At 60.4% G+C, this 13,336-nt stretch carries 4 protein-coding genes and 2 pseudogenes; 4 read left to right on the top strand and 2 right to left on the bottom strand.

What is annotated here, in order from left to right; all coding sequences use genetic code 11:
* Positions 1-54 precede the first annotated feature (54 nt).
* Both V0R59_RS14795 and V0R59_RS14790 read left to right on the top strand, forming a co-directional pair.
* Positions 55-9,522, top strand: coding sequence for a hemagglutinin repeat-containing protein (locus V0R59_RS14795; protein ID WP_330105841.1), 9,468 nt, complete (start codon positions 55-57; stop codon positions 9,520-9,522).
* Complete coding sequence (locus V0R59_RS14790; RefSeq protein ID WP_330078272.1) at positions 9,522-9,956, top strand: hypothetical protein; 435 nt, start codon at positions 9,522-9,524, stop codon at positions 9,954-9,956. Before V0R59_RS14795 ends, V0R59_RS14790 begins: the two co-directional genes overlap by 1 nt.
* 13 nt (positions 9,957-9,969) lie before the next feature.
* Here V0R59_RS14790 and V0R59_RS31940 read toward each other — a convergent pair.
* Positions 9,970-10,125 (bottom strand): annotated as a pseudogene (locus V0R59_RS31940) (IS4 family transposase); the annotation flags it as partial.
* Positions 10,126-10,310: 185 nt separating this feature from the next.
* Between V0R59_RS31940 and V0R59_RS14785 the strand changes: the two are divergent.
* Entirely contained in the window at positions 10,311-10,541 is a 231-nt protein-coding gene (locus V0R59_RS14785) for a hypothetical protein (RefSeq protein ID WP_330078273.1), read from the top strand.
* Positions 10,542-10,614: 73 nt separating this feature from the next.
* Here the strand turns inward: V0R59_RS14785 and V0R59_RS14780 are convergent, their stop codons facing one another.
* The gene (locus V0R59_RS14780) at positions 10,615-10,911 is read right to left on the bottom strand and encodes a DUF3077 domain-containing protein (protein WP_330078274.1); all 297 of its coding nucleotides are present in this window, start codon (positions 10,909-10,911) and stop codon (positions 10,615-10,617) included.
* Between the two features lie 519 nt (positions 10,912-11,430).
* Here V0R59_RS14780 and V0R59_RS14775 point away from each other — a divergent pair.
* Positions 11,431-13,328 (top strand): annotated as a pseudogene (locus V0R59_RS14775) (hemagglutinin repeat-containing protein).
* The last annotated feature ends 8 nt before the right edge of the window (positions 13,329-13,336 follow it).

Here is a 13,336-nt window from a genome sequence, read left to right as displayed (position 1 = left end):
ACGGCAGGCAAGGTCATCAACCAGAACGCCGGGCGCATTGCCAGTGCGCTGGCCTTGACCGCCAGCGTCACCAGTCTTGACCAGATGGCTGGCGAGTTGTTCAGCGACACCTCGCTGAGCCTCGATCTGAACCACGGCCAGTTGAACAACCAGGGGGGCTTGATCAATGCCCCTGGCCTGTTGCTGCTGAAAAATCTCGGTGGCGTTGCCAACCAGAGCGGTGAAATCTCCAGCGCACAGGCGTTCAACCTGAACGCCACCAGCGTGGACAACAGTGGCGGCAAACTGCTCAGCAGCCAGGCCCTTGCGCTGGTTGTGAGCAAGGCCCTGAGCAACGTCAAAGGCACCCTTTCCGGCGCGGCGCTAAGCATCGGCAGCGGCAGCCTGGACAACACCGAAGGCATGATCAGCAGCCGCGCAGGCCTTGACGTGACAGCAAACACCGCCCTGATCAATGCCAAGGGCACGCTGATTGGCGACGGTGATGTGAACGTGACCGCTGCAACAGCAGACAACCGCCTCGGGCAGCTGGCGAGCAAGCAAAACCTCGACGCGCACATTGGCAGCCTTCAGCAGCAGGGCGGCCAGATGCTTGCCCAAGGTGCATTGACCTTGCGCGGCGACGCGCTGGATAACCGCCAGAACGGTTTCATCGGTTCCACCAAAGCGCTTGCCATCGATGTCACCAGCATCGACAACCGCGGCGGCGAGCTGTCCAGCCAGGACACGATGACCCTGAGCGGCCAGCAACTGGATAACAGTGACAAGGGTCAGGTTCTGGCGCAGAACGCGTTGAGTCTGAACGTTGCGCAGACCATCAACCGTGGCAACGGCTTGCTCTCCACCCAGGCAGGCCTTGTACTGGCCGGCAGGACGCTGGACAACGCCGGCGGCGCACTGAGCGCACTCACGGCCTTGCGCATCGACCTGTCGGCAGCGCTCGATAACAGCCAGGGCCTGATCAGCGGTGAAGGCACGCTGACGTTGAACGCCGGTAGCCTCATCAACGTCGCGGGCAGCGTCTCCAGCGCTGGAGCCCTGACAATCGACAGCGCCGGCGCAATCGGCAACCAGGGTGGCAAACTGCTGACTGATGGTGCGCTGGGCCTTGAAAGCGCCAGTCTTGATAACAGCCAGCGCGGCACGATCAGCGGCAAAGGCCTGCTGACCCTCAGCACCGGGAACTTCGACAACAGCCAGAACGGCCGCGTCAGCGGCGGCGATCGACTGGAACTGACCAGCGCGCAACTGAACAACAGCGGCGGCGGGAGTATTGGCAGCAGCCTGGCACTGACCGCCAGCGTCAGCCGTCTCGACCAGCAAGGCGGCAAGCTGTTCAGCAACACCGCCCTGAGCCTGGATCTGAACAACGGCCAGCTGGACAACCGAAACGGCCTGATCAATGCGCCGGGCGCACTGGTGCTGAACAACGTAAACGAAGCCCTGAACCAGGGCGGCGAAATCTCCAGCGCCCAGGCGCTCACCGTCAATGCTCAACAACTCGACAACAACGGCGGCAAGTTGCTCAGCAACCAGATACTGACCTTGCGCATCGCCCGTGCATTGAACAACGTCAAGGGCATGATCGCCGCAGCCGGTATCGACGCGACTGCCAATGCGCTCGATAACACCGGCGGTACGCTGACCAGCCGCAACAACCTGGAACTGACCATCGACGGCCTGCTCTCCAATCGGGACCAGGGCCTGATCATTGCTGCCCAGGAACTCAAGGCCAGCGCGGGCACCCTCGATAACCAGAACGGTCAAGTGCTGGGCGGGAGCCGCCTGATCCTCGATGCAGCGTCGATCGACAACACCGTCAAAGGCCTGATCAACAGCACCGGCACCCTTGACCTGACGGCTGGCCGTCTGGATTCCGGCAGCGGTGGCGAAGTGTCGGCCGCAGACGACATGACCCTGGTACTCAAGGCGCTGTCGCTGAACTCGGGGCGTGTTATGGGCAATGCCGGGTTGTCCATCGACATGCTCGGCAACGACCTCGATAACCTCGGCGGCCTGATCACGGCCGATGGTGCGCTGACCCTCACGCGAATCCGCGACTTGAACAACCACTCTGGCGAGGTGTCCAGCGCGCAGAGCTTCACCTTCAGCGGCCGTACCCTCGACAACGACAGCGGCACGCTGATCAGCCGCAACGTGCTGACGGTCAACGCGACCAACTTGCTCAACCAGAACGGCCTTGTTTCCGGCTGGCAGGGCCTGACCGTCTCCGGCGGCCGTCTTGACAACCGCAACAGCGGTACATTGTCCAGCCGCAGTGGCAACCTGGTTACAACCCTGACCGGTGAGTTGCTCAACAGCGGCAACGGCGCACTGGTCAGCCAGAACGCACTGAACGTTACCGCTGCCAGCGTCGACAACAGCGGCGGCATCCTGTCCAGCGGCATGGGCCAGACCCTGACCGTGGCGGGTTTGCTGAACAACGGCCAGAAAGGCCTGATCGACAGCGGCGCAGGATTGACCGTTGTAGCCAATGCCCTGAGCAACACGTCCGGCAACCTGGTGGCTCAGCAGGACTTCAGCTTTGAAGGCGGCAGCCTTGACAACAGCGCTGGCAACCTGAGCAGCAAGGGCGCAATGACTCTCGACCTGTCGGGTAGCCTGACCAATACCGGTGGCAAGCTGGGCAGTGCCGGCACCTTGCTGTTGCGGCGCAGCGCCGCAATCAGCAACCAGGCAGGGGAACTGCTCAGCCAACGCCTGATGACCCTCAACACCTCGGGGCAGTTGGACAATCGCAACCTTGGCACTCTTGCGGCCAACAGCACGCTGGTTCTGAGTGCGGGTGGGAGCTTCCTCAACGACGCCGGCGTGATCTACAGCCAGAGCGCCGATGTGCGGGTACAGGCGGCAAGCCTGTCCAACCTGCGTGGCACGGTACAGAGCGTCGGTGCGCTGCGCGTCGATATCGCCGGTGACATCGACAACCAGAACGGCCGGATCATCGCTCAGAACGATGACCTGAACCTGAGTGCCGGCAACCTCTACAACCAGGGCGGCGTGCTATCCAGCCTGCAGGGCCTGTTCACCGCGACCGTGACCGGCGTCCTGAACAACGGCTATGACGCCAGCCGTCAGGCCGGCGTGATCCAGGCACAGCGTCTGAACCTGACCGCGCTGGGCAGTTTCGACAACCAGGGCGGGCGAGTCTCTGCACGCACCGGCGAAGCACTGATCAACACCGCACGTTTCGACAACCGTAACGGCGGCCTCTACGGCAAAGGCCTGATACGCGTCACCGGTGGCAGCTTCGACAATGCTGGCCAGGTCGCAGGCGGCCAGGTCGAGCTGAACCTGAGCGGTGCATTGAGCAACCACCTCGGCATCATCGAAAGTGACAGCACCCTGGCGGTAACCGCCGAAAGCCTGGACAACCAGGCAGGGCAACTGCGTGCGCTGGGAACCGCTGGCGCTACGAACCTCCAGGTCAGCAACCTCTTCGACAACCGTAGCGGCACCCTGGAAAGCGCCAACGGCGACCTGACCGTCAACGCTGGCCGCTTCCTCAATGGGAGCGGGACGCTACTGCATACGGGCAACGGGACGTTTGATATCTCCACCACCAATGTTTCGGGTGCCGGTGGTTCGATCGTGACGCGTGGCGGCCTGACCCTCAACGCCGACAGCTGGAGCAACAGCAACGTCATCCAGGCCGGGCGCCTCAGCGTCAACGTCAATGAGTTCAGCCAGACCGCCAGCGGTCAGTTGCTGGCCTCCACCAGCTTCGTCGGCAGCGGCGGCAACTGGAACAATGACGGACTGATCGCCAGTAACGGCTCTCTGAACATCACCCTCGGTGGAACATACGGGGGCAATGGCCGGCTCAGCAGCGCCGGGACGCTCCAGCTGAGAGCCGGGCAAGTCAACCTGAACGCCGTTTCGACCATCGCTGGCGGCGGTGACACCACTGTCCTGGTGGCGGGGGCGCTGAACAATGCCGGTCGCCTGACCTCGGCCAGCAACCTGACGGTCAATGCGGGGGGCATCAACAACCAGGGCACGCTGGGCAGCGGGCAGGCACTGACCGTGACCACCGGCGCGCTGGTCAACGATCGCGGGTTGGTCTTCAGCGGCGGCGACATGGGCCTGCGGGTAGGTGCGCTGAACAACAGCTACGCCGACATCTACAGCCTGGGCAACCTCAGGATCGACCGTAACGGGCAAGGCGCCCTGGCCGACAGCATCGTCAACAGCTCGGCATCGATTCAAAGCGACGGCAGCATGAGCCTGGCGGCGAGCACGATACGCAATATCCGTACGGTTCTGACTACCAGCAATGGCGGGATCTATACCGCCAGGATCGACGAGGGCGCGTGCAACCGGCCGTACTACAACAACGACTGCGGCAGCGGCAAGAACACTCATACCTGGGACATCATCCAGCGTCAAAAACTGGAAGTGACGGCCGCCAGTGCGGCGTCCAGCATCACCGCTGGCGGCAATCTGAGCATCAACGGTGGCGATCTGTTCAACCAGAGCAGCAACATCATCACCAGCGGCAACCTCACCGCCACGCTGAACAACCTGACCAACACCGGCGTGGAGGCCAGCGATACCGAAACCTTCCGCTCGTTCCGCAGCGCGCGCGTCTACAGCGCCAGCGACCTGGTCGATGCTGCCGCCAGCTTCACTGCACAGTACTGGTCTGCCAGCAGCGGTTATGACGCCAACAATCTCGGTGGGCTGGAAGGGGCACTGGCGAGCTTCATCGGCCGAACCGAAACCGAGATGCCTGAGTTCCGCAAGGTTACCCAGTTGTCCAATGGCGATCAGAGCTATGCCGCCATCATCCAGGCCGGCGGTGCAGTCAGCGTCAACGCCAGCAACAACATCGGCAACGACGTCGTACGCGCTGGCTACAGCTACGTGAGCGGTGGCTCGCGTACTGACACCAACGCTTCGGGCGGCCAATTCTCCACGCGGGTGACGGTTAACCAGCAACTGCCGCCAGATCTGGCCCAGCAACAAGTCAACCCGTTGAGCCTGCCAGGCTTCAGCCTGCCGGACGACCGGAGCGGCCTGTTCCGCCTGAGTGGCCAGAGTGGCACCGCTGCCACGGCGGCCCAACCCGTCGGCCTGCCACAAAGCTGGACGCTTGGCAGCGCGGCAGTCTCTGTCGCGCAGCGCGAGCAAACCGTCTTTGATACGCAGGCAAGCACCATCCAGATCGGCTCGGTTGGCCAGATCGCCAACGCCACTCGCCAGCTTGCTGCGGTTACCCGGCAAAGCGCGGGCGTGAGCGCCAACGCATCGGTTTTCGACACCAGTGCGCCAGGTGCTGGACCTATCGGCGGGCTGGTACTGCCGGGTCATACCTCTGACTCCACGGGTGTCACCAATGTCGATAGCGTGACCGGAATTGCCACGGGCAATCCGGACAGCGGTGTATTGCTGCCTGTGCAGAATGCAGGTTCGACCAGCGGCTTGCCGGCCATCACCTCTGTTTCTTCCGGCAGTTCGGCAGGCCAGAACGCCGGGATGGTGCAGGGCACCCAGGTCAGCACGGCCGACCAGGTGGTCGCCGGTACGCAGGGTAACCTGGCCAGCGCTGTCAATCAGGCGACGACAGGTGCCCAGTCCGGCGTGACTGCAGCCGTTACCCAAGTGGTGGTGACACCTCAGGGCGGCTCCGTCATTGCCCCTGTCCGTGACTCTGTGACCACCCAGGGCGGTCATGTCGTTACCGCTGACATCGACCCGACGATTTCTCAAGGTGTCTCGGTAGCGCCATCTGTTCGTGACCCGGTAGCGACCCAGGGTGGCCCGGTCGTCACTTCTCCAGGCAGCCCCGCAGTTGCCCAGGGCGTTTCGGTAGCACCGCCTGTTCGCAGCACGCTTGATACCCAGGGCAGCCCTGTCACGGGTGCCGCTCTGATCCCGGTGGGCACTGCTCAAACCAACGCCATTACGCCCGGTGTCTCTGCGGCGGTGCAAACGATCACCCGGGTAGAAGGGTTGCCCAGCAGCACATTCATTTCCCAACCGCACAAATACCTGGTCGAAACCAACCCGGTCCTTACCGAGCTCAAGCAGTTCATGAGCTCCGACTACCTGCTCGCCGGCCTCGGCTACAACCCCGACGACAGCGCCAAGCGCCTGGGCGATGGCTTCTACGAGCAACGCCTGGTCCAGCAAGCCATCGTCGCCCGGACCGGGCAGGCATTCCTTGAGGGCCAGACCTCGAACGAGGCCCAGTTCAAGTACCTGATGAACAACGCCATCGCCAGCAGGCAGCAGCTGAACCTGGCAGTTGGCGTGTCGCTGAGTTCGCAACAGGTCGCCGCGCTGACCCACGACATCGTCTGGCTCGAAGAGCATGAAGTGAATGGCGAAAAAGTGCTGGTGCCGGTGCTGTACCTGGCGCAGGCCAACAACCGTCTTGGTCCGACCGGGGCGTTGATTGCCGGTAACGATCTCTCGCTGATTGCCGGGCAGAACCTCGACAACGTCGGCACCCTGCGTGCCACCAACAACCTCTCGGCGATGGCCGGCAACGACCTGGTCAACAGCGGCCTGATCGAAGCCGGCAACCGTCTTGACCTGCTGGCGGGCAACAACATCGTCAACAAGGCCGGCGGCATCATTGCCGGCCGCGATGTCAGCCTCACGGCGGTTCTCGGCGACGTCATCAACGAACGCACGGTGACCAGCCATCAGAGCGCCGCAGGTGATGCGACCTGGCGGCAAGACTTCGCCGACAGCGCGGCGCGCATCGAAGCGGCCAATGACCTGAGCGCGCAAGCCGGCCGTGACGTGAAAAACACGGGTGGAGTGCTGCAGGCGGGTCGTGACGTGAGCCTCTCGGCAGGCCGCGACGTCAACCTCGACTCGGCCCAGACCGAGGAAGGCCAGAGCCGCGGTACGAACTTCAGCACCTCCAGCACCGAGCAACTGAGTGGCACGGTCAGCGCGGGACGTGACCTTACGGCCCAGGCCGGCCGCGATATCAACGTGATCGCCAGCAGCATCGACGCCAAGCGTGACATCGCGATGACGGCGACGGAAAACCTGACCCTGTCCTCGGCGGCGGACGAGCTGCATTCGTACGCAAAAAGCAAGAAGGTGACGGAGCAGGAAGACCACGTCAGCCAGGTGTCTGCGGAGTTGAACGCGGGTGGCAGCGTGGCGCTGAAGGCCGGCCAGGACCTGGCCATGATCGCCAGTCGCATCAGCGCGGGTGACAGCGCGTACCTGGTGGCCGGTGAGCGCCTGGGGTTGCTGTCGGCGGAAGACAGCGACTACTCGTTGTACGACATGAAGAAGAAAGGCAGCTTCGGCAGCAAGAAGACCCAGCGGGATGAAGTGACGCAGGTCACCAATGTTGGCAGCGAGATCATCACTGGTGGTGACCTGACACTGGAGAGCGGCAGCGACCAGGTGTACCAGGCGGCCAAGCTAAACAGTGGTGACGACCTGACCATCGATAGCGGTGGTGACATCACCTTCGAGTCGGTCAAGGACCTGCACCAGGAAAGCCACGAGAAGAGCAAGTCCAACGCGGGCTGGTTCAGCATGAAGGGCAAGGGCAGCACGGACGAGACCGTGCGCCAGACCGAGATGGTGGCCCAGGGTGAGTTGGTCATCAACGCCGTGGGCAATATCAAGGCCGACGTGCTGCAGGTGAACCAGCAGACGGTGCATGAATCCATCGAGGCGATGGTCAAGGCAGATCCGAAGCTTGAGTGGTTGAAGCAGCTGGAAGCGCAGGGCGGGGTCGACTGGCGGCAGGTGCAGGAGATTCATACCAGCTTCAAGTATTCGAACTCGGGTTTGGGGCCGGCGGCGCAGATCATTATTGCGATCATCATGGCTGCGGTGGTCGGGCCGGCTGCGATGGGCGCGCTGGGAACTGCTGGAGCAAGTACGGCGGTAGCAGCGGCTGGAGGTGCGGTTGCTGCGGGTGCCGCGACTACTGCTTCGATCAGCGTGATCAACAATCGCGGCAATCTGGGCGCGGTGCTCAAGGACGTGACTTCCAGCGATGCGCTCAAAGGCTACGCTATCTCGGGAATTACGGCAGGCTTGACCTCTGGATATTTCGACGCCTGGACTGGTACGACCACCGATCCTGTCACCGGTAAGATCACTTCCAATCTGAGCACCTGGAAAGATATTGGTCAGTTCGCGGCCAAGCAGGGCCTGCAAAATGCCACATCGACTGCCCTAGGCAAAATCTTGGGGCAGGGCGGTGAGTTGGGCGATGTCTTGCAGAACACATTGTTCAACACACTGGCTGCGGCCAGCTTCAACGCGGTCGGCGACTACACCCAGGGGCTGTATGCCGACGGCAGCCTGCAGAAAATCGCGATTCACGCTGTGGTCGGTGGTCTTTTGGCCGAAGTCAGCGGTGGTGATTTCCGTGCTGGCGCGCTGGCAGCGGGCGCCAATGAGGCGATGGTTGAGCAACTCAACACCTGGGTGGGCGGCGACAAGAACCTGCTAAGCATGAGTTCGCAGTTGGTGGGGGTGCTGGCCGCCGCTACGCAGGGTGATGCAGACGCCGAGAGTCTGCAGAAAGGCGCCTGGGTGGCGCAGAACGCCACGCAGTACAACTACCTGAATCACGATCAACTGGCGCAAGCAGCCAAGGAACTGCGTGCGTGTGCCGATGCTGGCTGTCGAGAAGAGGTAGTGACTCGCTATAAGGACTTGAGCTTTGCTCAAGACCTCGAAGCTGCCGCAGCATGCTCGGCCAATCCTGCAAGTTGCGCTGCTTACTCCAGAGAAGTGGCCAATACCATGGCCAATCTGGACGACGTTTACCAGATCCTCGGTGATGGCCCGACCAAAGAGTGGGAGCTTCTTCGTCAATCCAACCTCGAGTTTCAGGAGATGCTCGCAACGTTTACTGCCGGACACAGTTCGGGGGCTATTGCGGGTGCGATGCAGCAAAAATGGGGGCTATCGGACGAGAAAACTAGGATTATTGCTGAGAGTCTAGTATTAGTAGCTGCCGGCGGCGTATCAGCTATTGCTGCGAAAAAGGCACTGGCTTCAGTGCTTGGCTCAAAAGGGACAGATGCAGGAAAGGCGCCATACTCCTCGACTGTCTCGGCGGATGCTGAAGCTGGCATGCCGCACACCCGTCCGGTGAAGGAGACCGGTGCAGAAGGGACAGGCGAGATTGTGTCTCCAGCGCCTGTTGTATCTTCCGGTACCACTCGAACAGGTGTTGTTCGTACGAATGCTGCTGACTGGCGAGCATTGCGTGATAACTGGGATGACCTTGGGTATGGCCAAATATTAAGCACTGAGAACCGGGCCGCCATTGCTAAAGGGCGTACTCCGAAAGTTGACGATGCATGGATTAAAGTCTTTCCGGAAGATGCAGGGTTAAAGGGAGAGAGAATTCCTATGCATCATATTCAAGGGTCACCGCTTACTGTGCCATTACCTGACACCAGACATTTGGATGCACACATGCCTGGAGGGTTTAGATATAACCCTGGTGGTCCTGGCTCAGCCCTTCCGGCATACCCTCCAAAGCAAGGAACTGAGTAATGCATACCATGCCGCTAGATCACTCTAAGCAGAGGATGATTTTCTACGTAGCTCAGGATTTGGATCAGTCTATTAGAACTGGCGTTCAGCGGCTTGTGAGTGAGCTTGCTGCGTCAAGAATATGGAGTATTGCGCCGCCTAGTTTTATTGATGAAATGGACGAAAATGCCTTAGAAGTAGTTGGCGGGATGCTGGAAGTATATTCGGCTTTACCGCCGAATATACTTCCTCTTGATGTTGACGCGAAAAACCTAGAAGAAGTTGAGGTTTTGATTGATGCTGTTAGAGCCTTGTCCGAAAAGGAAGGTCTATCCTTTGAGTTTCAATTGGATGATACTTATGTTGGCAGTATTGAGGATGGTGTCGTTGACCGACTTCTTCAGGAAGGCTTGCTTGCGCCGTGGCGAGATAATCTCAGCGGGGAAAGTCAGTAGATTTGAATGGCACTTACTTAACATGCTTCGGGTGCCCATATGTTCTGACCTCCGCCCTTGCTGATCGAAGTGGTTTGGTCAGCAAGGGGTAAGCCTGCGGTCTTCGTTTTATCGCCCGAGGCTCGATACGCCCAGGCCATTTGCCCACACGCCTCTGCGCAATCAGCAACGGAAAAGGGTACAGATTTATTTTTCTTGATCAGCTGCCTTGGAAAATAAATCTGTCCCTCCGAGTTGAAAGGAATGTTTCCTAATGGTTTTTTTATGAGTTAAGCGCTGTAGGCAACTAAAATATCTTAAATTTATCGGTCAACTGACTGATAAAGTGCGGAATTTTCAAGGAAGAGTCGCACCATGTATTACCCACGCGAAGCCGAAAAAGATCATCTATACAACCGAGTCATTCTGCTCACGTTTGCTTGCTGTGTACTACTAGGGCTGGCCGCTATGGCCAGGCAGCAGGGGGCTGTCTATGCCGCCATCCAGTGGAGCGCGGTCGAGGTCACGGGTACCGTCACCCAAGTGGAATCTATCCAGGAAAAGGGGACAGATTTATTTTTCTTGAGCAGAGGTCTTGGAAAATAAATCTGTCCCCTTTTCTGTCCCTTTTTGAGCAGATGCGGGGCCGCATGAGCGGCCCGGCAATCAAATCACGAACTCACCCTCCAGCCTTCTGCTGAGCCAACCCACTCAACAACGACTCCACCAACGCCTGTGAAATCTCCAGCGAGTGATAGGTCGCCCAGGCCAGCCCACCGACAGAGCGATCAGCCTGCTCGCAGACCTGCGTATTGGTTTCGAACGCGGATTTCAGGGTCATGGACAGGTGCACGAGGGCATCTTCGATATCGACGCCATCACAGACGGCGAACAGCGGTTTGTGGCTGTTGTTGCAGGCACTGAAATGGGTATGGACCGTGGTCAGTCGAGGGGGATCGGGAACGATCTTGATCATTGTGCAACTCCTTGGTCAAAAAGGACTGCCAAGCATCGCTGCTAAACGAAAGGGTGGCAGTTGTACGCGGGTTAGCAGACCAGGGACCAAGGAACCCGGCGCGCTCGAAAGCGCCCCGCGCACAACCGCCATGACACACAACGACCCATCCGGAAATTGGTCGAGTGAGTAGAGGGCGCTTGATGCACCTTGGATTGAACGAGCTGCTAAACCCGGTCACCGAACAGTCAGCGACCGGCGAAGGGTAGGCACCGTTTCCCAAGAGCGCAACGCCAGAAAAGGCGGCGCAGTATGATTGGGAAATGGCCTACAAGAAAGTCGGACCGAGAAGAAGTTTTGTAGCGCTATGCAACACCTGATCGGCATAGAAAAGCCCATCGACGACGACTGACATCACCCATCACGATCGATCGCGTCCAGGCCCTGCCTGACCGCAATGCCGCTTCGCAATCGCAAAAATACCTGGTCGAAACCAACCCGGTCCTCACCGAGCTCAAGCAGTTCACGAGCTCCGACTGCCTGCTCTCAGGCCTCGGCTACAACCCGGACGCATCGTCTGGCTCGAAGAGCATGAAGTGAATGGCGAAAAAGTGCTGGTGCCGGTGCTGTACCTGGCGCAGGCCAACAACCGTCTTGGTCCGACCGGGGCGTTGATTGCCGGTAACGATCTCTCGCTGATTGCCGGGCAGAACCTCGACAACGTCGGCACCCTGCGTGCCACCAACAACCTCTCGGCGATGGCCGGCAACGACCTGGTCAACAGCGGCCTGATCGAAGCCGGCAACCGTCTTGACCTGCTGGCGGGCAACAACATCGTCAACAAGGCCGGCGGCATCATTGCCGGCCGCGATGTCAGCCTCACGGCGGTTCTCGGCGACGTCATCAACGAACGCACGGTGACCAGCCATCAGAGCGCCGCAGGTGATGCGACCTGGCGGCAAGACTTCGCCGACAGCGCGGCGCGCATCGAAGCGGCCAATGACCTGAGCGCGCAAGCCGGCCGTGACGTGAAAAACACGGGTGGAGTGCTGCAGGCGGGTCGTGACGTGAGCCTCTCGGCAGGCCGCGACGTCAACCTCGACTCGGCCCAGACCGAGGAAGGCCAGAGCCGCGGTACGAACTTCAGCACCTCCAGCACCGAGCAACTGAGTGGCACGGTCAGCGCGGGACGTGACCTTACGGCCCAGGCCGGCCGCGATATCAACGTGATCGCCAGCAGCATCGACGCCAAGCGTGACATCGCGATGACGGCGACGGAAAACCTGACCCTGTCCTCGGCGGCGGACGAGCTGCATTCGTACGCAAAAAGCAAGAAGGTGACGGAGCAGGAAGACCACGTCAGCCAGGTGTCTGCGGAGTTGAACGCGGGTGGCAGCGTGGCGCTGAAGGCCGGCCAGGACCTGGCCATGATCGCCAGTCGCATCAGCGCGGGTGACAGCGCGTACCTGGTGGCCGGTGAGCGCCTGGGGTTGCTGTCGGCGGAAGACAGCGACTACTCGTTGTACGACATGAAGAAGAAAGGCAGCTTCGGCAGCAAGAAGACCCAGCGGGATGAAGTGACGCAGGTCACCAATGTTGGCAGCGAGATCATCACTGGTGGTGACCTGACACTGGAGAGCGGCAGCGACCAGGTGTACCAGGCGGCCAAGCTAAACAGTGGTGACGACCTGACCATCGATAGCGGTGGTGACATCACCTTCGAGTCGGTCAAGGACCTGCACCAGGAAAGCCACGAGAAGAGCAAGTCCAACGCGGGCTGGTTCAGCATGAAGGGCAAGGGCAGCACGGACGAGACCGTGCGCCAGACCGAGATGGTGGCCCAGGGTGAGCTGGTCATCAACGCGGTGGGCAATATCAAGGCCGACGTGCTGCAGGTGAACCAGCAGACGGTGCATGAATCCATCGAGGCGATGGTCAAGGCGGATCCGAAGCTTGAGTGGTTGAAACAACTGGAAGCGCAGGGCGGGGTCGACTGGCGGCAGGTGCAGGAGATTCATACCAGCTTCAAGTATTCGAACTCGGGGTTGGGGCCGGCGGCAAAGATCATTATTGCAATCATGATGGCCGCTGTACTGGGTCCGGCCGGACTGGGTCTGACTGGCGCTCCCTTGGCCGGCGCCGCCAGCCTGGCAACCACCGCGACGGTTAGTACTATCAATAACAAGGGCAATCTGGGAGTTGCCCTGAAGGAAACGCTGAGCAAGGACAGCCTGAAAAACGCCGCTACTGCGATGGCCACCGCAGGTGCTTTGCAGTACGCGGATCAGACTTGGTTCAACGCTGGCGATGCGGCCAACAACGGCGCTGTTCAGGCGAGCAATGGGCAGATTGTTCCGGCTACTTCAACGCCTAAGGAAACTCTGAAGAGGGCTTCCAGCTTTGGCAGAATGCCTGATCTCAACCGCAGAGACGCCTGATGAAGCAG

It is taken from the genome of Pseudomonas ulcerans (genome assembly GCF_036324125.1).
Classification (GTDB): domain Bacteria; phylum Pseudomonadota; class Gammaproteobacteria; order Pseudomonadales; family Pseudomonadaceae; genus Aquipseudomonas; species Aquipseudomonas ulcerans.
Note: the sequence above shows the minus strand (reverse complement) of the source record. Positions and strands in the feature narration are given on the sequence as shown.